This window comes from Tolumonas auensis DSM 9187 (assembly GCF_000023065.1).
Classification (GTDB): Bacteria; Pseudomonadota; Gammaproteobacteria; order Enterobacterales; family Aeromonadaceae; genus Tolumonas; species Tolumonas auensis.
This window is the reverse complement of the sequence record NC_012691.1, coordinates 2,694,808-2,719,800: the sequence shown is the minus strand read 5'-3', so window position 1 is coordinate 2,719,800 and position 24,993 is coordinate 2,694,808. Positions and strand designations below refer to the sequence as shown.

The 24,993-nt window shown below is 60.8% G+C and carries 20 protein-coding genes and 3 tRNA genes; 6 read left to right on the top strand and 17 right to left on the bottom strand.

Annotated elements, in window-relative coordinates; all coding sequences use genetic code 11:
• The 5 genes from orn (at position 1) to TOLA_RS12640 (ending at position 3,087) form a co-directional block, all read left to right on the top strand.
• A complete protein-coding gene (orn, locus tag TOLA_RS12665; protein WP_015879530.1) occupies positions 1-546 on the top strand; it encodes an oligoribonuclease in 546 nt (181 codons plus the stop codon).
• Between the two features lie 103 nt (positions 547-649).
• Positions 650-725, top strand: a tRNA-Gly gene (locus TOLA_RS12660).
• Between the two features lie 25 nt (positions 726-750).
• Positions 751-826: transfer RNA gene (locus TOLA_RS12655), tRNA-Gly, on the top strand.
• A 27-nt stretch (positions 827-853) separates the two neighbouring features.
• Positions 854-929 (top strand) — tRNA-Gly (locus tag TOLA_RS12650).
• A 223-nt stretch (positions 930-1,152) separates the two neighbouring features.
• Positions 1,153-3,087 carry a tyrosine-type recombinase/integrase gene (locus TOLA_RS12640; RefSeq protein WP_041609534.1) on the top strand — a complete coding sequence of 645 codons (1,935 nt, stop codon included), beginning with the start codon at positions 1,153-1,155 and terminating at the stop codon, positions 3,085-3,087.
• A gap of 58 nt (positions 3,088-3,145) precedes the next feature.
• Here the strand turns inward: TOLA_RS12640 and TOLA_RS12635 are convergent, their stop codons facing one another.
• A complete protein-coding gene (locus TOLA_RS12635) occupies positions 3,146-3,787 on the bottom strand; it encodes a LysR substrate-binding domain-containing protein (protein WP_003296542.1) in 642 nt (213 codons plus the stop codon).
• A 102-nt stretch (positions 3,788-3,889) separates the two neighbouring features.
• Between TOLA_RS12635 and TOLA_RS12630 the strand changes: the two genes are divergently transcribed.
• A complete protein-coding gene (locus TOLA_RS12630) occupies positions 3,890-4,183 on the top strand; it encodes a helix-turn-helix domain-containing protein (RefSeq protein WP_003296541.1) in 294 nt (97 codons plus the stop codon).
• A gap of 25 nt (positions 4,184-4,208) precedes the next feature.
• On the opposite strand, the gene TOLA_RS12625 is transcribed toward TOLA_RS12630, so the two are convergent.
• The 16 genes from TOLA_RS12625 to TOLA_RS12550 all read right to left on the bottom strand — a co-directional run bounded on the left by TOLA_RS12625 (position 4,209) and on the right by TOLA_RS12550 (position 24,993).
• Positions 4,209-5,099, bottom strand: a complete 891-nt coding sequence (locus TOLA_RS12625; protein ID WP_003296540.1) for a LysR family transcriptional regulator — start codon at positions 5,097-5,099, stop codon at positions 4,209-4,211.
• A 186-nt stretch (positions 5,100-5,285) separates the two neighbouring features.
• Positions 5,286-6,803: a thymidine phosphorylase family protein gene (locus TOLA_RS12620; protein ID WP_015879528.1), complete on the bottom strand. Its 1,518-nt coding sequence runs from the start codon at positions 6,801-6,803 to the stop codon at positions 5,286-5,288.
• The gene (locus tag TOLA_RS12615) at positions 6,800-8,158 is read right to left on the bottom strand and encodes an MBL fold metallo-hydrolase RNA specificity domain-containing protein (RefSeq protein ID WP_015879527.1); all 1,359 of its coding nucleotides are present in this window, start codon (positions 8,156-8,158) and stop codon (positions 6,800-6,802) included. Before TOLA_RS12615 ends, TOLA_RS12620 begins: the two co-directional genes overlap by 4 nt.
• A gap of 35 nt (positions 8,159-8,193) precedes the next feature.
• On the bottom strand, positions 8,194-10,572 hold the full coding sequence (locus TOLA_RS12610) for a phosphoketolase family protein (RefSeq protein WP_015879526.1): 2,379 nt from the start codon (positions 10,570-10,572) through the stop codon (positions 8,194-8,196).
• A gap of 38 nt (positions 10,573-10,610) precedes the next feature.
• Positions 10,611-11,507: a ribose-phosphate pyrophosphokinase gene (locus TOLA_RS12605; protein WP_003050021.1), complete on the bottom strand. Its 897-nt coding sequence runs from the start codon at positions 11,505-11,507 to the stop codon at positions 10,611-10,613.
• Positions 11,508-11,710: 203 nt separating this feature from the next.
• Positions 11,711-12,784 carry a lipid A deacylase LpxR family protein gene (locus TOLA_RS12600; RefSeq protein WP_015879525.1) on the bottom strand — a complete coding sequence of 358 codons (1,074 nt, stop codon included), beginning with the start codon at positions 12,782-12,784 and terminating at the stop codon, positions 11,711-11,713.
• Entirely contained in the window at positions 12,781-13,275 is a 495-nt protein-coding gene (locus TOLA_RS12595; RefSeq protein WP_015879524.1) for a universal stress protein, read from the bottom strand. The genes TOLA_RS12600 and TOLA_RS12595 overlap by 4 nt, the downstream gene beginning before the upstream one ends.
• Positions 13,276-13,361: 86 nt before the next feature.
• A complete protein-coding gene (locus TOLA_RS12590) occupies positions 13,362-15,113 on the bottom strand; it encodes a PHA/PHB synthase family protein (protein WP_015879523.1) in 1,752 nt (583 codons plus the stop codon).
• A 180-nt stretch (positions 15,114-15,293) separates the two neighbouring features.
• The gene (gene gltS, locus TOLA_RS12585; protein ID WP_015879522.1) at positions 15,294-16,499 is read right to left on the bottom strand and encodes a sodium/glutamate symporter; all 1,206 of its coding nucleotides are present in this window, start codon (positions 16,497-16,499) and stop codon (positions 15,294-15,296) included.
• A complete protein-coding gene (locus TOLA_RS12580; RefSeq protein WP_015879521.1) occupies positions 16,496-17,737 on the bottom strand; it encodes an acetate/propionate family kinase in 1,242 nt (413 codons plus the stop codon). Before TOLA_RS12580 ends, gltS begins: the two co-directional genes overlap by 4 nt.
• A 76-nt stretch (positions 17,738-17,813) precedes the next feature.
• Positions 17,814-18,566 carry an SDR family NAD(P)-dependent oxidoreductase gene (locus tag TOLA_RS12575; RefSeq protein ID WP_015879520.1) on the bottom strand — a complete coding sequence of 251 codons (753 nt, stop codon included), beginning with the start codon at positions 18,564-18,566 and terminating at the stop codon, positions 17,814-17,816.
• 43 nt (positions 18,567-18,609) lie between these two features.
• On the bottom strand, positions 18,610-20,031 hold the full coding sequence (locus tag TOLA_RS12570; protein ID WP_015879519.1) for a bifunctional enoyl-CoA hydratase/phosphate acetyltransferase: 1,422 nt from the start codon (positions 20,029-20,031) through the stop codon (positions 18,610-18,612).
• A complete protein-coding gene (locus TOLA_RS12565; RefSeq protein WP_015879518.1) occupies positions 20,028-22,532 on the bottom strand; it encodes a DUF3141 domain-containing protein in 2,505 nt (834 codons plus the stop codon). Before TOLA_RS12565 ends, TOLA_RS12570 begins: the two co-directional genes overlap by 4 nt.
• A gap of 85 nt (positions 22,533-22,617) precedes the next feature.
• Positions 22,618-23,364: an acetoacetyl-CoA reductase gene (gene phbB / locus TOLA_RS12560; RefSeq protein ID WP_015879517.1), complete on the bottom strand. Its 747-nt coding sequence runs from the start codon at positions 23,362-23,364 to the stop codon at positions 22,618-22,620.
• Entirely contained in the window at positions 23,354-23,815 is a 462-nt protein-coding gene (locus TOLA_RS12555; protein WP_015879516.1) for a phasin family protein, read from the bottom strand. Before TOLA_RS12555 ends, phbB begins: the two co-directional genes overlap by 11 nt.
• Positions 23,816-23,862: 47 nt before the next feature.
• Positions 23,863-24,993, bottom strand: a complete 1,131-nt coding sequence (locus TOLA_RS12550; RefSeq protein ID WP_003296525.1) for an ABC transporter permease — start codon at positions 24,991-24,993, stop codon at positions 23,863-23,865.

Below are 24,993 nucleotides of genomic sequence, written 5' to 3'. Positions count from 1 at the left end.
ATGAGCCAAAATGAACAGAATCTGATCTGGTTAGACATGGAAATGACCGGTCTGGAACCAGAAACAGACCGTATTCTGGAAATAGCCATGATTGTCACGGACAAAGAACTGAATGTGCTCGCAGAAGGACCGGTACTGGCGATCCATCAGTCGGATGATGTATTAGCAGGAATGGATGAGTGGAATACCCGTACGCATGGTGAGTCAGGCCTGGTTGATCGTGTTCGTGCCAGTGAATGCGATGAGGCAAAGGCGGTAGCCACTTGTCTGACGTTCATCCGGGAATGGGTACCTGAAGGCAAATCACCAATGTGTGGTAACAGCATAGGGCAGGACCGCCGTTTTATGGTGCGCTATATGCCCGAGCTGGAGAAATACTTTCATTACCGCAACATTGATGTCAGCACGATTAAAGAGCTGGTGAGTCGCTGGAAACCGGAAATTATGGATGAATTTACCAAAACCGGCACCCATCAGGCACTGGACGATATTCGCGAGTCAATTGCGGAAATGCAGTTCTATCGTAAGCGGGTGTTTACAATTTAAACGCGTTGATCGCAAAGTGTACGCTTGATTGTTCTTTTTGAAAAAGCTCTTGCATTTGAAGTCGTCCTCCCTATAATGCGGGCCTCGTGCAAGAGCACTGATTGCGGGAATAGCTCAGTTGGTAGAGCATAACCTTGCCAAGGTTAGGGTCGCGAGTTCGAGTCTCGTTTCCCGCTCCAAATCAGTTTCTTACACAATTGCGACGCGGGAATAGCTCAGTTGGTAGAGCATAACCTTGCCAAGGTTAGGGTCGCGAGTTCGAGTCTCGTTTCCCGCTCCAATTTTTTTAAAATGATTCAGACATTGTGCGGGAATAGCTCAGTTGGTAGAGCATAACCTTGCCAAGGTTAGGGTCGCGAGTTCGAGTCTCGTTTCCCGCTCCAAGTTATGATCTACAGACTTCCACTGGCGTCTGTAAGTCGTTGAAAAAAGGGCCGAAAGGCCCTTTTTTCATTCCAGCAAAAGCCATGGAAATCCACCAACAGCCAGCGTTTTTGAGGCCAAAATTGAGGCCAAAGAATGCGGGGGGTGCAGGTTCCGGATTGTTGCTGGGGTTGGAGGGGAGCCGTGACGAGCATTGAGCCTAAGTCGCAACTTAGGAGCTCGATGATGGCACTCTCTGATCTGACTGTGCGGCAAGCTAAGGCCGCCGACAAAACCTACAGCATCCCCGACACCGACGGCCTCGGCCTGGTGGTCGCCCCTACCAGCGGCAAGTCGTGGCACCTGCGCTACTACTGGCTCGGCAAACAAAAGCGCATCTCCCTGGGCAACTACCCGGAGATCGGCCTGCGCGAGGCTCGTGCCCTGCGCGACGAGGCCCGGGCGCTGCTGGCCAAGGGCATCAACCCCCACACCGACCGCAAGCAGAAACGGCATGCGGTCAAACTGGCTTCCGATTACACCTTCAAGGCGGTCTTCGACGCCTGGGTCGAGCATCGCCGCAAGGAACTCAAGGAAGGTCGGCAAAGCACGCTCTCCCAGATCCTCCGTATCTTCGACAAGGACGTGCTGCCCAGCCTTGGGAGGATGTCGATCTACGACATTCGCCGGCCCCAGCTTCTGGGTGTCCTGGCAAGGATCGAGCAGCGCAAGGCCTTCACTACCGCTGAAAAGGTCCGCACCTGGCTGGGACAATTGTTCCGCTATGCTCTGGTCATTGTCGAGGGTATGGAAACCAATCCGGCTACGGACCTGGACGTGGTGGCGGAGCCCAAACCGCCGGTGAACCATAACCCTTACCTGCATCTGCCCGAGCTTCCCGAATTTCTCCAGAAGCTCAGGCTCTACAACCCTCGCGGCTGGCAAACCCAGCTCGGCATCCGGCTGCTGTTCCTGACCGGGGTGCGCACCGGCGAACTGCGGCTGGCGACCCCGGATCAGTTCGACCTCGACCGTGGTCTGTGGATCATCCCGCCGCAGATCGTCAAGCAGCTTCAGGACGAGATGCGCAAGGCCGGCAAGCGCCCGCAGGATGTGCCGCCCTACATCGTGCCGCTGTCCCTCCAGGCCATCGAGATCTTGCGCTACCTCCTGGGGGTGATGCGGCCGGCCCAGCAGTACCTGCTGACGCATCGCAGCGACCTCAAGAAGCGCATCAGCGAGAACACCCTCAACGCCGCCTTGAAACGGATGGGCTACGAGGATCAACTGACCGGCCACGGCATCCGCGGAACCATCTCTACGGCGCTCAACGAGATCGGCTACCCCAAGATTTGGGTGGACGCGCAGCTTTCGCACTCCGACCCGAACAAGGTGAGTTCGGCCTACAACCACGCCAAGTATGTGGAGCCGCGCCGCCGGATGATGCAGGACTGGGCCGACCGCCTCGACCTGCTCGAACAGGGCCAGGTGGAGGCTGCGAGCGCGCATCTCACCATCCATATCGAAGGGGTGCCGGCAATGGTAGAAGCGGAAGATGCCGCTGCCATCGTCGAGGCTTCCCCTGCAGTCCCCGTCCCGCCTGTGGTGGCTACTCCCATCATCGTGACGCCGAACACCGCCGGGGCCACGTTCCAGCGGCTGTCGCAAGTGCCTCCGCCCCCCACCCGGACGCCAGAGCCGGAAGTGTCCGCGATCCAGCGCGAGCGCGAGGAAATGCTCGCCATCTACGAATCGCCGAACAACCTTCCGGTTCCTCTGTTCGGCAAGCTGGCCGGGAAGTCCAAGGACCAGATCAACCGCGAGTTGAAGGCGGGCAAGCTGCTGTCCATCAGTCTAGGCAACCGGGGGCAGCGTGTTCCCGATTGGCAATTGGTGCCGCTCAAGCACAAGCTGGCTCTGGTGCTCATGAACCAGTGCCCGGAAGCGGACTCCTGGGAGCTTTACCGCATGCTGACCCGGCCACACCCGGATTTGGGGGATCGCGCGGCCATCGATGTGGTGACACCGACCAATCTGGTCGCAGTCGTCCGAACCATCGCGGGCGATCAGCAGCATGCAGATGCCCCCGAGACTGTCTCGCCGCGGCCTATCCCCGAACAGGTGCGGCAGAGTGTCCGCCGGTTGGTGGATAGCACCGTGGTGCTTGAAGGGGCTTGAACGCCGACGGTGCGACTTGGCGACCGGGGTGGGACTGTCCCGGTCGCCAGGCTCGGGATCAGGCTGCGCCAGCCTTGGCAATCTGCAGTGCTCTGCGCTCGAACCGCTCAGAAACAGAATTGGCTGGCCCGTGGGGACGCTGCAGGTGCGTCACGATTTCGTAGGGACCATCAGAGAGTGGTCGCATGCTGATTCCCCATCCATGAGCATGCTCGATGTGCGATTGCGCGGATAAGCCGACGCCATAGCCCGCCGCCACCCATAGAGCCAGCAGCTCGAACGAAGTCATGTACCGAATGTTCCGTTGGTCTTCCGGTAGGAAGGAGGACAACCTCTGATCCAGTAAGGGACAGGCCTCTGCTTGCCAGCGAAACACCATGTAGTCCTGCAACCCGGCAATTGTGAGCGTTGCCTGATCCAGCAAAGGGAGCCGCAACGGCAGGGCAACGGCCATGCTTTCGCTCCACAGGGGCTGACTGCTCAGGGATGGATCGGCCAAGCCCTGAAGCGACATCCCTGCGTCGTAACGGCCTTCACGAAGCCCTGCCACCAGATCGTCCGCCGTGACCTCGAAAAACGCGATGGTGACTTCCGGTTCCTCCGCGCGCTGCAGCGCAAGCAGCTTAGAGAGACGTGATGACGGCACACCAGGCGCTATCGCGAGCTTGAAATGGGACAACCGGTTTGTGGCGTCGTGCATGAGAGCCCCACGAAGCTATCGGGTCAAAAAATAACCCAATATGATAGCAATGAGTTAAGTTTAACGTGGTTAAATTCTCTTGGCTGATCGACGCTTCTGTCAATGCAGAAGCGTCCAATTTCACAAGGCCGTCCCCCAGGCACAACCACATTTGAAGCCGAGCCAGCGCTGGCCTTCGGAAAAGCGGTGCGTGCCACACGCCTGGAACAAGGAGTCGGTCAGGAAAAGCTGGCAGGCTTGGCTGGGGTCGCGCGCTCGCACATGGGCAAGATCGAGCGTGGAGAGCATATGCCTACGCTGGCTCTGATACTGAAAATTGCCGCCGCGCTCGGGATAAGTGCTGCCGAACTGATGGCTGTAACAGAGCGCAACCTTGGTTCAGGCACCGATTCTTGAGATTGGCCGTCTGCGGATGGCGCCGTCAGTCGCCCAAACGGTCGCGTAGGCGAGCGATGAATCGCTCCAGCGAAACCGACATACTGCTGTTTTCGGACCAAAGCAAGTAGGTAGTGATGACTGCGGATTCCATCGCCAAGGGACGGATCACAACATCCGGACGCTGGTAGCCAGCGATCCTGGTCGTCGTTGTGAAGCCGACGCCGTAGCCTGCACCGACAAGGGTGAGCATCATGTCCAGCGAGGACGCGTGCTCAACGACATTCGGCTTGTGCTCCAGAGGCTGCAGGAGCTGTGCCAGTTGGTGGCAGTACCCCTCGCACACCTGTGGATCGCACAAGACGAGCGGGTGGCTCCCGAGTTCATGAAGTGGAACCTCCCTGTGGGCGAGCAACTCGTGCCGGGCTGGCACAGCAAGCACCAGCGGGTCTCGCCAGATCGGTTCCGCAACAATGCCATCACCGACGTCGGCGGTGTGCGCGAACCCGATCGTGAAGTCGCCTGATCGTAAGCCGCGCAATTGCTCGGCCAAAGGCACTTCGGACAGACGTATCTCGACCTCCGGCTCCTCGGCGCGGCAACGGGCCAGAAACGCCGAGAGCCGAGGGTCGGTCGCACCATCGGAGACGGCAATGCGCAGGTTCCCTCGCAAGCCTGCTGCGACCGCTCGAACGTTCTCCTGTGCCTGCTCCAGGACAGTGAACAGCCTGCGGATGTCCTGTAAGAAGGCGGCGCCAGCAGGGGTCAGCGCTGTGCCCCGGCGATTCCGATCGAAGAGCACAACCCCTAGCTCGTCCTCAAGCTCTTTGATAGTTCGAGACAAGGGGGATTGCTCTATATGCAGGCGCTCAGCGGCCCGTGTGAAATGAAGCTCTTCGGCCAAAACGATAAAGCAACGCAGGTGTCGCAGTTCCATGAGCAATGTTCCTATTCAGACGCTGACGACCTCCTTCTATTTGCTCCACGCTATGCAGGTTGAAAACTTCTAGGCGATGTTTTTTGCATATGCTCTTTGAGCACGAGATGTAGGCGTTCAACTTTTCCAAACGAGAGGCCGGGCTGTGTTTGACTGAGCATTCAAGAGCCCTGTATATCTACGGCGCTACGGTTCAATATTTACAATGTCACCAATGTCATGTACGTATGCGAGTGCATAGGCCATCTCTCCAGACGTTTGCGCATGCAAAAACATCAATGGTTGCCCGCTTGTTACCTCGTCCCCTAGGCGAACCTGCAACTGAATCCCTGCGGCCGAACTCTCTGGCGCTCCGGCCAATTTGGCTAAACGGGAAAGTTTCCGGTTGTCGATGTGTACTGCTCGTCCCGTAGTGGTTGCCAAAAGCGGTTCGACGTAAAGAGCTTGGGGTGGCTCACGAAATCCCCCCTGAGCGGCACAGATCCTCTGAAATTTTTCCCAGGCGCGGCCACTGCTGATCGTCTCGTGAGCCAATCGAATTCCATCCCCTTCTTTGGCGACGCCGCCAAGCTCAAGTACCGCACCCGCGACCAACGCCACGCGGTCACATAGGTCTTGCGGCGCATCCGCCTCGTTGCGCAATACGGCCAACACGTCGCGCGCCTCCAACGCCGGGCCGATACCTCTGCCGACAGGCTGATTCCCGTCTGTAAACAGGCAACGCAATACAAGGCCAAATGACGCGGCGACTTCCGAAAGGTGATGCGCAAGATGCTCGGCAGTTTCCCGGCTGCGGACTTTTGCGGTTGGCCCAACCGGAATATCGATCACGATGTGGGTCGCCCCTGCTGCAATCTTCTTGGATAACACCGAGGCAATCAGTTGTCCTTGCGTGTCGATATCCAGTTCACGCTCAATACGCACGAAGATGTCGTCCGCGGGGCTGAGGTGCATCGCGCCGCCCCACGCCACGCATCCACCCTCTTTCTCCACGACCTTTCTGAGCGTATCCAGGTCCAGGTCTACAGGAGCCAGCGTTTCCATGGTGTCCGCGGTGCCAGCGGGAGAGGTGATGGCGCGTGATGAGGTCTTGGGCATCACCAATCCATTGGCTGCGGCGATGGCAACCACCAACGGCGTGGTGCGATTTCCCGGTAATCCGCCCACGCAATGCTTGTCCACAACAATCGGAGCCTGCCATTGCAGGTGATCTCCGACATCGACCATCGCACGGGTGAGATGGATGGTCTCTTGCATATCCAGAGGCAGTACCGCCGTTGCGGTCAGGAAGGCCGAAAGTGCGACATCGGTATAGCGACCATCGACCACATCACGGACGATCGCCTGCAACTCCGTCGTTTGCAGTCGGTGGCCGTGAATTCGCGCACGCACGGCCGACAACGATTCGAGCAGCGGAGGATGCCGAACCTGCACAAGATCGCCCTCATGAATGTCCAGGGCATCCCAGGCGGCCTCGGACAGAGCGATCTGTCCGGTTTTGAGCAGATCGCTGTCGATTTGGTACAGTAGCGCTTGCACAGTGCGGTCGCCGGCAATGATCAGTACCTGTGACCGCGGTGCCAGCCCTTCGGCACGGCAGACATGGCAATCGGTACGCATCAAGACGACGGGTTGATGCTGGGCATGCAGTCGCATGCGCAATGCTTGCAAGGCGGGTGTCTGGGGAGTGATGCGGGCACTCACAGGGCGAACTCCTGGTTTTGCATGGGCACCGATGCGTGCCATTTGAGTTCGCGCTGAATACGTTCGCGCAGCGCCTCGGAGGCATTGGATTCACCATGAACAATGAACACCCCTTCCGGCGCCCGGGTAAAGCCGCCCAGCCAACGCATCAGTTCATCGCTGTCGGCATGAGCCGACAACATCGCAAGCTCGGCGACCTCCGCCTTGATCGGCATCCAGCGCCCATGAATTTTGACTTCGCGAGCGCCCTCAAGCAGCTTGCGTCCGCGCGTACCTGCTGCCTGGAATCCAGAGAACAGCAGCGTGTTCTGATGACTGCCGCCAAACGCTTCTATGTGATGCAGCACGCGGCCACCGGTGGCCATGCCGCTGGCGGAAATAATCACCTTGGGGTAGCGATTCGCCGATAGCGCCTTGGACTCTTCAACGTCGCGCATGTATGTGACTTCTGAGAATGCCGCCTCGAAATCGTGTTGTGCGAGCTTGTGGTCGTCGGCATGGCGGTGCAGCAGCGCAGTTGCGCTGGTGGCCATGGGACTGTCCAGATAGACGGGCACGGTGCGGAGCCGACCGCGCTGTCGCAACAGCCATAGGTCATAGATCAACGACTGCGCGCGTCCAACGGCAAAAGCGGGAATCACTACGGTGCCTCCGCGGCGAGTCGTGCGCTCGATGATGTCGCCCAGCGCTTCGACGGCATCGGAACGGTCATGACGACGATTGCCATAGGTGGACTCGATGATGATGTAGTCCGCTGCCGTGACTGGTTCAGGATCAGGCATGACCATGTCGTCAAAGCGTCCCAAGTCGCCGGAGAACACCAAACGCTTGCCGCCAATGTCGATCTGAGCCGTCGCCGCCCCAAGAATGTGACCGGCGCTGCGCAGCAGTAGACGGGCATTGCCCGGCAATTCAGTCTCTTGATGCAGCGGCACCGGTTTGAACTGCAGGAGCGTACGTTCTGCATCCCGAACCCGATACAGCGGAAGGGCTGGCTTGTGTTTGGAAAATCCTTTTCGATTGGCGAAATCGGCGTCCTTCTCCTGCAACCAGGCGCTGTCGAGTAGGATGAGTTCGGCGACATCTCGCGTGGCTGAGGTCGAGAAAATCTTCCCGCGGAACCCGTCCAGCACCAATCGGGGCAGATACCCACAATGATCCAGGTGCGCATGCGTTAATACGACCGCATCGATGTCCTTGGGCTCAACTGCCAGGCGCTGCCAGTTAAGTTCGCGCAGGTTTTTCAATCCCTGGAACAGTCCGCAGTCGATCAAGATGCGGGTATTGCCATGGGTGATAAGGTGTTTGGAGCCGGTGACGGTGCCGGCACCGCCCAGGCTGGTCAATGAGAGCATGTATTTGTCTCCCCTCTTGTTTGTGGGTTGTGAAATCAGGAACCGGCGCGGTCGCCGCGGACCGCGTCAGAACCACTTGAAATTCGCTCGTCGGTCGCGGCCGCAGCAACCTGCGAACTGTTCCGGCCGGTCACTTGCGCAGCGGCATAGATGGCGTCCACCCAGGTGCAGCGGTTGGCGATCAACATTCCAGCCACATCGAGCGTGCCGCCGCGGTTGATGTAGCCCAAAGCCCGCGTCTTCGAGGTGCCGCTGTCAATGCGGCGCAGCACACCCAGCATCGGCTCTGGGCGGGTATGGCTTATTAACACGCGAGGCAAGTGAGGCGGGAAGAGTGCTTGCAGGGCTTCGTCACCGACCACGAAGGTGGCCTCAAGGTCATCTCGCGGAATGCGCAGGCGGCCGGGTTCGATCACTACAGTGACGCACGACGCAAGTCCATGGCGCTCCAGGCGGGCGTGGGCTTTGAACGCTTCCTCCAACTGGTAGGCGCCAATCACCACGAACTGCAGTTGTGCTGTAGCCGGATCGCCGGCTACATGGGCTGCTCCGTGCTCAACCAGCGATTGAGCGGCGGCGGCGTTGAAGTGATTCGGCGTGTCGCGCTTGGAGACCACCACACAGGCCACTTGGCCCCGGCTGGCGTAGACCGCTCGCAGCGCGGCGGACGCCGTGTTGGCATCCACCGGGAACAACACGCGTGCGGTGTCCGACATCTCCCCCAGCAATGCTTCGCCAATGGTCGGGTCCTGGTGTGACTGCTCGTTCTTGCTGTTCTCCCAGGTGTGGGATGTGACGATCAGCGGGACGGAGATCCAGCCTGGCGGCTGGCCCAGCTCCTTCTGCCGACGCGCGAAGATGATCTCCTGGCGCATCAATCCAAGCATCTTGACCGCGAATGCCTCGTAGCTGACGATCAGGTTCAGCCCCCCTTTGTTGGCGAGGGCGGCGGCCGCAACGGCTTCTTCATTGAGTGCGGTGACCACCGAGCCATCCGTCGATTCCGGGACGCCGGGTTCGGGCACGTTGACGCGGTGCTTGAGCAGCGCTAGCGTGGTCCCCATCTTGTTGCTGGCCAGTTCATCGGGATTGCCGATCCGGATGCGCAACTGTGGATTTGCCTGCACTAGCTCCACGAACCAACGGTCCAGTGCGGACATGGCGCTGCCCGATACCTCAGTTGGCGCCCAGGCCGGCATCGGCAGATGAGGGCTCGCTGGATGGCGTAGGGCCATGGGGTGCTCGCTTTCGCGCGAGCGCTGGCTCTGGCCGTGATTCGCAAGGACGGTGAGCGCGTTTTCCAGTTCGCTCTCGGGCACGAACAGCGCCGCAGCCCCTGCGTTGAAGGCCTCGCGTGCCTGCGCATCCTCGCGCGGATTGCCGTTCAGCGGCAGGTTGTGGGCGGCATTGGTCGCCGCGCCCGGGAAGCCAAAACCTTTCTCCGTCTCGGCGATCACGTAGGGCAGCTTGACCGGATAGCGCCGATCCGAGCGTGCGGCGAAGGCGCTCAGCGTGTCTTCGGCTTCAACAATGGCCCATGCGATCGCCATCGGATCACGTCCATCAACGATGACCGGATCGAAGCCGTTGTGGCGCAGGTCCTCGGCCAGCCAGGTAGCGCCACCTTCCTGCACGATCTGGGTGCGCTGCTCGATGCGCCGTCCGTTGAGAATCATGACCGGGATGGCGAAGCCGCAGTCCTCGGCGCGCCACCAGCGCGGCGCCCAGTCCGAGCCACGTTGTTCCTCGAAAGCGCCATCACTGAGGAATGCCACCAGGCTTTCTCCCGGCAACGGCGTGTGCACATACTGCAGCCCGGCGAACCCCAGATAGCCGCCTTCGGAGATCGCGCCGGCCGTGTTCGGCCCGGCATGGCTACCCAGCGGTACCGCGGGCCGACCCTGCTTATCGATGGCATAGGAGTAGAAGTCCCCGATCAAACGCGACAGGCCCGCCTCGCTGCGGTCGTAGCGTCCACGCTGGGCGGCGGATACATCGCCGGTCAGTGCGTTCACCGCCTCGATCGCGGCCACGCAGTGCCCCTGCCCCATGAGCCAGCCGCGTGTCGTCCCGGTCAGCGCGTTGGCCAACAGATAACCCACGAAGGCTGGCACCATGTTGAGCGAGCCGCCGGTGTGGCCTTCGGGCGTTTGTTTGAAATCATCGGAGCCCAGTGGGCAGCCGCTTCGGTCGATGCGCCGGGCATAGGTCATATGCGCCACTACGCTCATGGCCGTGCAGGCCACCCGGTCGGCTGCAGCCAGCAGCGCATGGGCCGAGGCTTCGTCTGCTATACGCCTTTGCGCGACCAGACGTTGCACTAGGGCCTGCATACGTTCGATGGTTTCAGACCTGTGCGCGATGGGCCCGTAACCAGCACGCCAATCGGTTGCGAGGTTAGCTTGAGAGGACATTTCAGGTCTCCTTGAAAATAGTTGGATCGATAAAAAGATCAGCCTCGCGGATCGGTTTTCCCGCTAGAGAGAGCGTCGGCAATCAGCGAAGCGAGACCAATCCGGTTGCTCGGATGCGGTACTGCGTCGGTGGACGTAATTCGGGCAAACAACGGTGTCAATTGGGCCCAGGCATCCTCGGCGAACAGGGCATGCACCACTACGCACTCCGGCTTGCGCATTCCTTGCTCGGCGAGCTTGCGCGCCGCGACGGCGAGCGTGCGGCCTGATGATGCGATGTCGTCCACAAGCACCGGCGTTCTGCCGCGCCAGATCGACAGGTCGGGAACATCGATGTCCACGCTGCGATCGCCATGGCGTGTCTTGCGAAGCACAGCGTGCGGTACGCCGATGCGGGACGCGATGGCGCCGGCCCACTGCTCGCTTTCCTCGTCGGGGCCCACGATCAAAGGTTCTTCGACATGATTCGCGATCCAGTCGGCCAGCAGTGGTGCGGCATGCAAGGTGATGGTGGGGATCGTGTAGACCGCTGATAGTGTCGGATAGCGGTGCAGATGCGGATCCACCGTGAGCAGCTTGTCGAAGGTCGATGAGACCAGACGTGCGAAGGACCGCGACGTCACGCTTTCTCCGTCATGGAATCGCTTGTCCTGGCGCATGTAGGCCAGATACGGTGCGATCAGGTTCACCTCTTGCGCGCCAAGTTCGCGCGCCGCGTCAGCGGCAAAAGCCAGAAGCAGGAACTGCGGATCAGGATGGGCCAGCGTGCAAATCACATCCACGATCCGATCGGCAGGTTCGCCATGCAACCGGACATAGCTCTCGCCATCGGGGAATCGGCGCGTTTCGATGCGGCCGGCTTCGCTGCCGCATGCCTGCGCGATGCCGCGGGCCAGATCTTCATTGCCGGGTAGGGCCAGGGTGAGTCGTTGCATCCATTTATCTCCTTATTTGTTGTCCTTGGTCTCTTATCGAGCGCGGGTGCCTTATCGTTCAGCTCGCTGTGTTCACCTTGCCAACTGGCTAATGACGACGGCATTGGCAGTACTGCGTCGACGTGGTAGCTCCACAAGCAACCAGGCTCTTGTCATGAACAGCAACAGAGTGGCTTGCATGGCGTTCAAGGAATCGATCTGCATCAGAATCGCCGTCCTACGGTGATCGTTCCGTAGACCGGGATTTCCTTTTGTCCACGAAATTCGCGGGTGCGGTGGTAGCGGGCTATCGCGATGCGCCAGTTGCCCTGAGTCATCGCGATGCCATAGCCCACATCGGCCACGAATGGCCGTTTATCAACACTATGACTGGACTTGAACGTATTGCCGTCCAACGTGATGTCGTGCAAAACCCAGCGACCGTCGAGTGCCACGAACAGGTGCCCGTTCCAGTTGCTGCCAGCGGTCTTACGCACGGGCGAGGTGTTTTCTCCAGCCGGGCGCAGCGGTGCGGTGCCTAAGTCGTCCGGCAGGCGTAGGCCATAGCGCAGTTCTCCGCCGACATTCGCGTAGGTGGCGAAATTGCCCAAGCTGCCGCCCCAGTGGCGGGTCAGATCCCAACCCCAACCGCTGACGTTTTCTTGCCTGATGACTCGTGTTCGGCGTTCGTGGAGCAACTGCAGCACGGGTTCGTCGCGCAGTTGATGTCTCCAGCCATTGAATCTGTCCACTCCGACGGTGTCATGCCACCAGTTCTGGACTTGCCTGGCCTGGGAGGAGGGCCCCACCACCCCCACGCGGAGTTGCGAAGTGCGCAGCGTATCGCCCCGCCTCGCGTTATAGCCAAGGCTCAACATCAAGGCGCCCGCGAAAGGACGATCATCCTTGATGAGATCGCTGCGCGTTTTGTCGTTCGGGGTGTACATCATCTGCCCGAAGCCGATGGTCATGTTCTGTTCGTCGAAGCCTTGGGGTTGGAGCATCGTGAGAAAGCGATTCAGCCCACGGACGAGACGCGGTAGACAAGGGTCATCGCTATAGTCCACGAGGTTGGGGGAAACCCAACTGGCGAGAAACCCGTTGGAGTACCCTTGATCCTGTCCCATGCCGCCGAACATGTCGTTGTCGATCCGCAGATTGAGCGTTCCCGTTGAGCGCAGCGGGTTGTCCTGGTGGCAGGACTGGGCCTGTGCGGAGGCGCTCAGCAACAGCAGCAGCAAGGGGGCTGCGACTTTCAGCCTCCATTCAGTTTGGTCGGTGGACTGAACCTTCGTCACGCTGGCGTGCCACCCTGCCCAGGGGTTGCAGTAGCAATGACAGAATGGGGCTGGCGTACCAGCATCACGGGAACCGGTGCGATCCGAGCGAGCTGCTCGGCATCGCTTCCCAGCAGCAGCCTGTCCACGCCCCGACGTCCGTGGGTGCCCAGCACCACCAGCTCGCATCCGGTAGCCAGTGCCTGCTGCGCGATAAGTACCGAGACGCGCTCGCCCTTGCTCTCCAGAAGGACGGTCTCTACCGTCAAGCCTTCCTGTCTCAGCCAGAGCGCCGCCTCGTCCAGCAGCTTCTGCCCGGCCGCCAGGAAGCCTGGCCTTACTTCTTCAAGGTAAATTCTCGGCCTCTCGAAGCCGTTGCTGTGCTTCATTTCCTCGATAATGTGCAGCAAGATGATGGTTGCACCGCTTAGGCGTGCCAGCACCGCGGCGTGGTGGAGGGCCAAATTGGCGGTAGAACTTCCGTCGAGCGGAACCAGCAGTCTTGAGTACATGAATGTCTCCAGTTATCAAAGTAGGTGGGGTGTCGAATAGATATTGCGCATAGCGTGTCGCAATAGCGGACGCGGTATGCGCGTATTCAGCTGCGTACATATTTCCCCGGGGCGTCGCAAATAGTGGGATATCCACGGGATTCGGCCCCCATGAGCGGAGGCGCAACACCTTCACCAGAGCGCTCTCGAAGCCATGCTGACCATGCCGGCCACCACGAATCTAGATGCGTCTGTGCAGTGGCTTGCCACTCGTCCGGCGCCATGTACCCCTCATTCACGGCGCGCGTATGGATTTGATACTGGCGCTTGCCTCGGCCAGGCTCGCTCACGATGCCGCCGTTGTGCCCTCCGGTGGTCAATACAAAAGTCAGTTCGGCTGAAGACAGGAGATGCAGCTTGTAAACGGAGCGCCACGGCGCAATATGATCGGAGGCAGTGCCGACGCAAAACATCGGTACGGTGATGTTTCCCACTGAAACCGGACGACCCAGGACGGGATAGCGCCCTGCGCTGAGATCATTATTCAGGTAAAGGCGCCGGAGATACTGCGAATGCATCTTCGCCGGCAGGCGAGTCCCATCGGCATTCCAAGCCATCAGGTCGGTCATTGGCCGGCGATCGCCCAATAGGTATTCGTCAATCATGCGAGACCATATGAGATCGTAGGAGCGCAGTAGCTGAAAAGCTCCGCTCATCTGGTCGGAGGTCAAATAACCGGTTTGAGCCATGCTGGCTTCCAACAGCGCCACTTGACTCTCGTTGATGAAAAGACTCAGCTCGCCCGGTTCGCTGAAGTCCGTCTGTGCGGCAAGCAGGCTTACCGACACCAGCCGCGTATCGCCATCACGCGCCATGGCTGAAGCACCAATGGCCAGTAGCGTTCCGCCCAGGCAATAACCAGCCGCGTGGATTCCCTGCTCGGGGACGATGGATGTCACGGCGTCCAGCGCCGCACGCAAGCCGAACTCAAGATACTCATCCATGCCCAAATCTCGATCCTCAGCATCCGGATTTCTCCAGGAGATGCAAAAAACCGTATGGCCTTGTGCAACGAGATACCGTATCAGCGAGTTATGGGGAGATAGATCGAGTACGTAGTACTTCATGATCCAGGCAGGAATGATCAGTATCGGCTCAGGATGGACTTTCTCGGTAGTGGGCGTGTATTGAATCAACTCGATTAATTGATTCCTCAGTACGACTTTTCCTTCCGTCACCGCCACGTCGCGCCCAACGACGAAGTTCTCGGTTCCCGCAGGAGGCTCACCGGATAGTTGTCGGCGCAGGTCATCGAGAAAGTTGGACATGCCACGCGCCAGGTTGGCGCCTTGTTCTTCTATCGTTTTTTTCAGGACAACGGGGTTAAAAAGCGCAGAATTGGTCGGCGATACCATTTCCAGCCATTGCTTTGCGCCAAACGCCAATAGGCGTTCGTGTTGTGGATCAACACCCCATACACCTTGCGTGGCTTGCTCCCACCATTTGGATTGAATAAGAAAGGAACTGCGGAAAAGGTTGTAGGGCCATTGATCCCATGCCGGATCGTTGAAACGACGGTCATTGGTAGGTGACGGTTCAGGAGATGCAACTTCCTGGTCCGGACTGACCAAGCTCTTTTTCAGCAGAGACATCCATTGCTCAGACAAGGAGCCTGCAAAAGACAAAAGCTCCGATTGCTTTCCGGGGCTGTTCGCTAAATGGCTTGCCCAGTCCGTCCAAGCCAACAGCGACGATTCAGGTGAAATTGAGGACCAAGCCTGGGCCCAAGCCATATGCGCTTGCATATCCAGTGCCGGAACGATTGTCGATGAAGTATTACCTTTCTTGTTTTTTGTCAAAACGCATTACCTCAATTGCTATTCAAATAGATGGAGCGCCCTCGTTTGAACACGGGGGTAGTTGTGCTCGCTTGTGTTCATGCACACCGGCACTCATGTCACCAGCGCTTTTGCGATGACACCGTGCCAGCGTGCTAGAGATGTCTCCGCCTGCCGGCGCATTCCGTTAATTCTTTCGTCTTAACCGGCCATCAGGCTGATCACCAGTGCGTTCGCAATGTCGATGACGAACCCGCACACCAGGGGCACCACAATGAACGCCTCGCGCGCAGCGCCATGCTCCCGAGTGACCGCCGTCATGTTGGCGATGGCGGTGGCGGTAGAGCCCAGCGCGATTCCGCCGAAACCGGCACACATCACTGCAGCCTGGTAATCCTTGCCCATTGCCCGAAAAACGATCAGAAAAACGAACGCGATGACCAAGATGATCTGCACCAGCATCGCCACCGTGATGAAGGCAAGCACAGGCTGCAGTTCCCAGAGCCTGAGCCCCATCAGCGCCATGGTCAGAAACAGGCCCAATGACATGTCGGAGACCAGGGCGATGCCTGGCTGCATGCTTGGCCAGTTCCATAAACGCCCGCGCCCACTCGGCCTCATCCAGTCGGCCACCATGCGCAGGAGAATTCCGGCCAGCAGGCAGCCCACAAAGGCGGGCAGCGTGACAGGGGTAAGCGCGACCAAGGCATTGATTCCTGAGCCCAACATCAAGGCTAAGTTGAGCCAGAGCAATGCCAGCAGCACGCCGTAGTAGTCCAGGCGGGCATGCTGCTCATCGCTGTGCAGCGTGCCAATTTCCAGGGCGCTGTCTCCGGAGGCTCGAAGTCGATGCCTGCGCATGAGCAGACCTGCGATCGGGCCGCCGATGGTGCAGGCCGCGATCAGGCCGATCATGTTCGCCGCCAACCCCAGTTCCTGCGCTTGCGCAATGCCGAGGTTTTGAACGAAGTAATCGGACCAGGCCAAGGTGGTGCCCACCCCTCCGGTCAGGGAAATCGAACCGACCATGAGACCGGCGCGCGGATCCAGGCCGAATGCGCGGGCCGTCTCCATCCCGACGAGGTTCTGCAGCACCATGAACCCGATGGCCAACCCCGACAGGATCAGCAAAGGCCGTCCACCATGGCGCAGTGTGCGGGCGTCGGTACTCAGTCCAATGGCGGCAAAGAAGTACAGCAGCAGCGCATCGCGCGCTTCCAGATCGAAACTGACCGTGACCCCCATCCCGTAGTACAGGACGAAGACAACCAAGGCGCAAGCCAAGCCGCCCACCAAGGATTCCGGGATGCTGTATCGACGCAAGATGCCCGAACGCGCTACCAAGCCCTTGCCCACAAACAACAGCAGAATGGCGAGCGTGAATCCATGGAAGGCATCGATCTTCATCGCACCTTCTCCCTGTCCAGGCAGGACAGCGCATGGCTGGCGGCGATCCACTCTTCATTGGTGGGTTCGATCGTCACGATGACCTGGCTGTGGTCGCTGGAAATCGTCGCCGCGTGGCTGGCATTGGCGTCGGTATCCAGGGCAATGTTCAGAAAACCCAGTGCCGCACCGATGCGCTCGCGAATGAACGCATTGTGTTCACCGACACCTGCCGTGAATACCAGCATGTCCAGACCGCCCAGAACAGCAACCAAGGCACCGATCTCGCGCACGATGCGACGCACGTAGAGGTCCAGCGCCAAGCGCGCTCGCTCACCCGTTTCACCTTCATCGTTCTCGTGCCGGACAATGACGCGCGGCTCGGCCGAGATTCCCGAAACGCCGAGCAGACCGGACTCGTGATAGAGGACACGCCCCACTTGTTCCAGTGAAAGCTTCTCGATCTCCATCAGGTAGAGCACGGCGCCTGGATCGAGCGCACCGGTGCGGGTGCCCATCATCAGCCCGTCAAGCGCGGAGAAACCCATGGTGGTGGCCACGCTTTTGAGTCCTTGCATGGCACACAGGCTGGCGCCACTGCCCAGGTGGGCAACGATGGTGCGCCTGCGCGCCGCGTCGCCATGGCGTTCGGGCAAAGCCTCAGCCATGTACTCATACGACAGGCCGTGAAATCCGTACCGGCGCAGACCGCGCTCCCATGCGGCGTAGGGCAACGGCAGGAGCTGCTCGAGCTTGGGGATGGTGTGATGGAAGCCGGTGTCGAAGCAGGCCACCTGAGGCAGCTCCGGCTGTTCGCGCAGCAGGATATCGATGGCCTCCAGCGCGAACGGCTGGTGCAGTGGCGCCAGCGGGATGTATCCCTGCAGATCGGTGAGCACCTGGGCGTCCACCCGCACTGGCTCGAAATACCTGCTGCCACCGTGGACGATCCGATGAGCGACCGCACCTATCCGGCGGCCGTCGAGCCGCTGACTGACGCGATCGCGGATGATGCGCAGCGCGGCACGATAGGGATGTGCCGTGTCCAGTTTGATCGGGAACGGCGCAACCCCGGTCTCTTCGAAATCCGGATCGGCGCCGCCGATTCCCAGCACTTTGCCATTCCACAACGCCTGGCGAGGCAGTGGCGTGGCCGAAGGGTCGAATACCGCAAACTTGATGCTGGATGAACCGCAGTTCAGTACAAGGATCAGTCCGTGCCCGGGGCGTCCGGAGCGGGCCGTGGTCGCATCCATCATGTCGTCCTCTTTTTGCCCGGTCCCGGTGACGTCGCCACGGTGTTCGGATATGCCTGCACGCTCATCGTCGTCAGATTCAGCGTGCCGTATAGCCGCCGTCGGCGATGAGCTGGGTGCCCGCAAAGAAGCTGCTTCCTTCCGATAGCAAAAACGTCACGGCATGGGCGATTTCGTCCGGGGTGCCCAGACGGCCGATCGGATGCAGGCCAACAGCCTCCTGAAGGGCCGATTCGTCGAGGAAATCCAGGATGGGCGTCCGCACGTAACCGGGATGGATCGAGTTGATCCGGACTCCCTTGGCCGCATAGGCCAGCGCTGCCGAGCGGGTCAGCCCGGTAACAGCGTGCTTGGCTGCGACGTACGCTGGGTTTCCTGCATCGCCGACCACCCCCAGGATCGAAGAGACGTTGACGATGGCGCCGCCACCCGAACGCAGGATGGCGGGAATCTGATGGCGCAGGCCATAGAACACTCCGTTCAGGTTGATATCGATTACCCGGCTCCAGGCGGCAGGATCCAGTTCCCCCACTGGGCTCTGGTCGCCACTGATACCGGCGTTGTTGACCGCAAAATGAAGGCCGCCGAACATATCGACTGCGCAGGCCACAGCAGCCTCAACGTCATTGATGCGTGCCACGTCGGCCACATTGGCCACGGCTTGGCCGCCATCGGCGCTGATGAGCTTGGCGACGCGCTGCGCATTGTCGGCGCTGACATCCGAGACGACGACACTCAAGCCGTTGCTCGCAAGAAGTCGCGCGATGGCCTCGCCAATGCCGGATCCTGCACCGGTGACCAGGGCTACGCGGCCAGAAAATGAGTACTTCATAGTGTTTCCTCCAATGGGGTGGATACGTTGCTGATAAGTCGATTCACGGGGGTGACAGCCGATAGTGGTGCGCCAGCATCAGTGCAATCGCGCATGAGGCGATGCGTGTATCGCGCGAGTCGGCGCGGCTGGTCAGAATGACCGGCACTTTCGCTCCGAGGACGATTCCGGCGCTGGCTGCGCCGCCCAGGAATATCAACTGCTTGGCAAGCATGTTGCCGCTCTCCAGGTCAGGCACGACAAGGATGTCGGCCTGCCCGGCGACCTCGGAGACGATCCCCTTGGTGCGCGCAGCGGCGATGGAGATCGCGTTGTCGAAGGCCAACGGCCCGTCGAGCAGGCCGCCAGTGATCTGGCCGCGATCGGCCATCTTGCACAGCGCCGCCGCGTCGAGCGTGGCCGTCATCGTCGGGCTGACCGTCTCGACTGCGGCCAGGATTGCGACCTTGGGTTCGCGCACGCCGATCACCTGCGCCAGCTCGATGGCGTTGCGGATGATGTCTGCCTTCTGTTCCAGAGTCGGGGCGATATTGATCGCTGCATCGGTGACGATGAACGGGCGCGGATAGGCCGGTGTCTGCAACAGGAAGCAATGGCTGACCCGGCGCTTGGTGCGCAACCCCGCTGCTGCCGAAACCAGCGCGGACATCAGTTCGTCGGTGTGCAGGCTCCCTTTCATCAGGGCTTCGACTTCACCTGCGGCTGCCAAGGCGACGGCTTGCTGCGCAGCGGCGTGGCTGTGCGGGACGTCCACAATGGCGACGTCGGCCAGATCCAGCCCGGCCTCGGTGGCGACTGCTTCGAGCCGCCCTCGTGGCCCGACCAGCACCGGCTCGATCAACCCCGCGTGGCGCGCTTCGAGCGCAGCGGACAGGCTGGGGACATCGCAGGGGTGGGCGACGGCTACCCGAATCGGTTGCAAGTGCGCGACATGCGCCAGCAGGTGCTGCAGGCCTGTGCGGCCCTGCGCATCCGGATGGATTTCCGGCAACGCCGTGCGCGTTCTTTCAATGCGCTCAGTGGGCGCTACGACCTCTACCTGGCCCTGGAAAACCGCCACCCCCTCCTGGCTGGTGCAGGTGCAGTCCAGCGTGACGTGATGGGTGGCCGTGTCTTTGCTGCTCACCTGCATCTGCACGGTCAGCCTGTCGCCGGGCCGAACGGCTCCGAGCAAGCGCAGGTTCTGGCTGACATATTGGGTTCCAGGCCCCGGCAGGCGTGTTCCCAGCACAGCCGAGATCAGGACGTTTGCACAAATGGCCTCCGTGGTGTCCCGCGAGGGCGAAGACACCGAAGATTCCGGATCCACATCGCCCGATTGCAGCGCGAACATGTGGATGTCTTGCGGCGAAAACGCGCGTTCGAGGCTGGCGCTGTCGCCGATGGCGATCTCGTCGAAGGTGCGGTTGCGCAGAACCTGCAATGCGTCGGCGGCGCCATCGACCGGTGCGGAGGACGTCGTCATTTGCCTTTCCCTCGCCGTGTTTGACTTGTCCGCGGGGCGGCTGGCGTCTTGGACACAGTTTTCTGCGTAGCAGTTTTCTTCTGAGGCGCCTTAGGCTTTGGAGAGGATGTCTTGGAGGTCGTGTTTATGGCCGGAGCGGAGGTGTCACTGGCGGAGCTCGGCATGGCTGGCGCCGCATTCGCATCCTCGACCGCAGCGGATGTGCCACTGGCAGAGCGTGGCATGGCGGTTGTCGACTTCGCGTCCACGACCGTAGCGGAGGTATCAGTGGCGGGACTTATCACGGCGGGCGCCGAAGCCGCCTGCGCTTGGCGCTCGGCCTGCTCGAACAAGGTAGAAACCTGTTCCAGCCTGGTTTGTTCTTGTGCGGACAGCACACCGCCGCTGCCAATCACTTGCACGATCATTCCCGCCACCTGGCGGATGTCATCAGGCGCTATGCCGTTGAGCAATCCGGGGATGGCGGACACCGTGGCGTCCTCGTCGAGCCTCATGAGCAAAGCCTGCCGACGAACGAGGTGGCGAAAGACCTGCATGTCGAAGTCGCTGCCCAGGCGGGGACGCACCAGTTGCTCTGCGTGCCGGAAGTGCCGCCCGTCGGCCTCGCCACGCGCCGCAAGCACGAAGAACAGTGCCCGTATGACGGCTTCGGCGAGCCCGCCGCTGTGAATATCCGCTTCGAGCCGTGTCAACTCTTGCGCCAGATACTGGCGATGCTCGGGCGTCTCGCTGGGATGGGGTCGCGGCGGTGCATCGTCGTGCAGGCTCTGTCCAGTCATGGCCTGCACCAGCGGCAGGCTGTACAGCGTGTCAAACGCCTGTGCGTAGATCTGGTCGCGGCAATCACGGAATTGATCCAGCATCTGTTCGACGGCGGTGGAAAACTGCGCCTGCAGTTGCAGGAAAGGGTTGGCCTCGGAGACGGGCTGACGATGGTCGCGCACGTGTTGCGCAGCCTCATGTACTGCGGCGGCGAGCGGATGCCTGTCAGACCACAATTCATAGCCCATGCGCAGCGGATGCAGCGGCTCCAGCCACTTCGCACCCTGGTCCGTGACCAGGGCACGCATCCATGGCTGCACGAAGCTGCGGTAGCAAGCCAGGTTGACCTCGGAGATCCGCGCAACGGCGGCGAACCGGCGATCGTTCTCAGGGTCGGGACGGACGATCTCACGGACTTCATCGATGTTGCTGCGCTGGATCCGAGTCAGGTAGGCGTTCCCGGTCGGCTCGCCTTCCTGCGACCCGTCTGGATTTTCATCGACCAGCATGCGGTGGATACCGGCCGGCAGCACGTCGATGGCGTCGATGTTGGCGGCGAACTCTTGGTGCTCTTTACGCCCGACGCTGCCGGAGACGAAGATACCCAGATGCCCGATGCTGTCATGGGTGGCGTAGACGATGGTCTGGTCATGCCCCATCACGTCCAGATCGTTGCGGTACAGATCGGTGATCCAGCCCAGGGCCTGGGGCGGTGGCGTGATGTTGTCCCCATAGGAGCAGAACACCACGATCGGCGAGCGAATATTGCGCAGGTCGATGCGCACGCCATCAGACGTCACCAGCTGCGCCGTACTCAGTTTGTTGCCGATGAACAGGTTATCGACGATGTACTGCATTTCCACGTCATTCAGGAAGACGTGGCCGCCCCAATACTTCTCGAACTGCAGGTGGCGGGGGCCCTCCGTGTCGACCTTGGCGTACAAGTTGTACTGTTTGCTCCACAGCGTATTGGCCGGGTCCAGGTTCTCGAAGTTCTGTACCAGCCAGGCGCCGTCGAAGCGGCCGGCGCCCAGATCGCTGGTCAATGCCGTCAACCAGCTACCGCCGGTCAGACCGCCCGCGTAGCGCATCGGCATGTCGCCCGCCCAGTACGACAGCGGCGCACCGGCCACGATGATCGGTCCGAACAGTTCGGGCCAGACGGCGGCTGCCATCAGGATCTGCCAGCCTGCCTGGCAATTGCCGATGACCGCAGGCTTGCCGCGGCTGTCGGGGTGCAGCTCGCCGACCTTGCGCACGAAGGCCGCTTCGGCGCGCATGACGTCTTCGACGGTCTGGCCGGGAACGGGATCGGGCAGAAAGCCTACGAAGTAGCAGGGATGGCCAGCCTTGAGGGCCGCGCCGACCTCGCTATCGGGTTTGAAGCCGCCGATGCCTGGGCCGTGGCCCGCGCGTGGATCGACCACCACGAACGGTCGCTTGTGGGGATCGCTCGGCGTGTCGGCTGGCGGCAGGATACGTACGAGGCCATAGTTGACCGGCTGCGGAAGGTCCAGCCCGGACATGATGACCTCAGAGGCGAAGTCGAGTACGTTCGGCGTCTGCTCCTGCAAATGCTCCTGGTACTGGTTGCCGCGTTGGCGGCGAACGTCGGCATACAGAATGGACCGCTGCCAGGCATCCACTGCATACTCGCTTGCCATCGCCGATAGTCGCAACGGGTCCCACAGCAACTGCCCCCAATCGGCCGTTGGTGATGTCGTGGTGTCTCGATTCATGGCGATGGGCACTCCCTCTATGATGAAACTGAAAAATTGAATGGAAAGGGGCCGCAGGCACATCGTCTTGCCGGCCCTTCCTCACTCAGTACATGTGCTGGCCACCATTCATCGACACGTTGCTGCCGGTCATGAACCCCGCAGACTCGCTGGCGATGAATGCAACCAGTGCGGCGATTTCCTCAGGCCGTCCCAGACGACCCACGGGAATACCGGCAATCACCTGCTTGACCACTTCCTCCGACATGCTCGTCACCATCTTCGTATCCAGATACCCCGGCGAGACGGTGTTGACCGTCACACCCTTGCGCGCCACCTCCTGCGCAAGGGCTTTGGTGAAGCCATGCATGCCGGCTTTTGCGGCGGAGTAATTGGTCTGGCCGAACTGCCCCTTGGAGCCGTTGATGGAGGAGATGTTGACGATCCTGCCCCAGCCCTTTTCGAGCATGCCGTCGATGAATGGCCGGGTGACGTTGAAAACGGAGTCGAGATTGACGCGCAGGACCGCATCCCAATCGGCGTAGCTCAGCTTGCGGAACGTAGCATCACGCGTGATGCCCGCGTTGTTGACCAGAATGTCGATGTGGTGACCGTCTGCTTGAATGAGGCCGGCCAGCTCCTGGCAGGAGGCATGGTCGGCCACATCCGCGCCGTAGGCGATGAAGCTGTAACCTTCGCCCGCCTGGGCTTCCAACCACGCGCCGATGCTGGAATTGCCTGGCGAGTGGATGACGAGCACGGTATGCCCAGCATCGTGCAAGGCTCGGGCGATGGCCGCGCCCAGGCCACCGTTGCCGCCCGTGACCAGGGCGGTGCGTTGTTCAGCCGGCATCGCGGCCACCGGTCTTGCCCGGTGCCTCCTTGTCCTGGGCCGAGGCCCACACGGCCCCCCACTGTTTGAACATATCCTGGAACGGGAGTACCGCATCGCCCTGGCCTACGGCCTGCGTGACCGATTTCTGCCAGTCTTGAATGGCTTTTTGCAGGCCTTGGGTGAAGCTTGTCTGGTTTTTGATCGCGACTTGTGTCAGCGCCTGCGCGCCGCCCACGTGGTGCTGAAACTGGCGCCAGAACGCTTGTGCGGGCAGCGTGGCCAGTTCCTGCCAGTTCTGGGCCTTGAGCAGGCTTTCGATTTCCGCGCCGGACTCGGCAATGCCGTCTTTGCCCGCGCGCGTGGCGTTCTCCAACCATTGCTGGCCGTTTTCCTGCACCAGGCGCTGGAGGCGCAACTGCAGTTCCAGGTTCGCCTTGAACAGGTTGAGAGGGATGGTTTCATTGCTCATGGTCAAACTCCTTACTGGGTTGAGTGCCCACTCGGGCGGTCAAACGATCAGGCCATCTGGCCGATCGTTTTGCGAAAGCGTGCTAACGACAGGAAAAACAGCACCGTGCCGATCAGGGCCAGCGCCAGGAAGGGCTGCCATACCGTCTCCAGGCCAGCGCCCCGGTAGAGGATGGCCTGGCTCAGCTCCACGAAATGGGTGGTGGGTGCGATCAGCATGATGTTCTGCACGATCTCGGGCATGCTCTCGCGCGGGGTAGACCCACCCGAAAGCATCTGCAGCGGCATGATGGTGAGCATCATCAACATGCCGAATTGGGGCATGTTGCGCGCCAGGGTGGCGATGAAGATGCCCATCGAGGTGGTGGCGAACAGACTGAGCGCCGCGCCAGCGAAGAACAGCGCAATGGAACCCTCGACGGGAACGCCCAGGACGCCGCGCACCATGAGATTGAGGGACAGGAAGGAGGCGATCAGCACGACCAGGGCCATCGACCAGACCTTGGAGAGCATGATCTGCGCGGGCGTGACCGGCATCACCAGCAGGTGCTCGATGGTGCCGTGCTCGCGCTCCCGGATCAGCGCCGCGCCGGTCAGGATGATGGACAACAGCGTGATGTGGTTGATGATCTGCACCACCGAGCCGAACCAGGCCTTGTCGAGCGCGGGGTTGAAGCGGGCGCGCAATGCCAGATCCACGGGTGGCGCGTCGGTGCCGCGGTAACGCTTGACGAACTCATTGACTTCACCGGTGAAGATCTGCTGGATATAGCCACTGCCGGTGAAGGCCTGGCTCATGCGGGTGGCGTCGACATTGAGCTGCGCGGCGGGCGATCGCCCCGCCAGCACGTCACGCTGGAAGTTGGGCGGAATGACCAGGGCGAAGGTGTACAGCCCCGCATCCATGCCCGGGTCCACGTCCCCATAGTCGATCATGGCCGGTGGCGTGAACTGCGGCGGGTAGAAGGCCGAGGCAATCCGCTGGGACAGCGCCGAATTATCCTCGTCGACGATGGCGATGGGCGCGTTGTGCAGCGTCTCCGGCATGGACGTGGCCGAGGTGTAGACCGACGCGGTGAACACATAGACGATGAGTACGAGCATCATCGGATCACGCCAAAGGCTCCACAGCTCCTTGACACCGAGGTCGTAGATGTTGGCAACGTTTCTTCCGCTCAT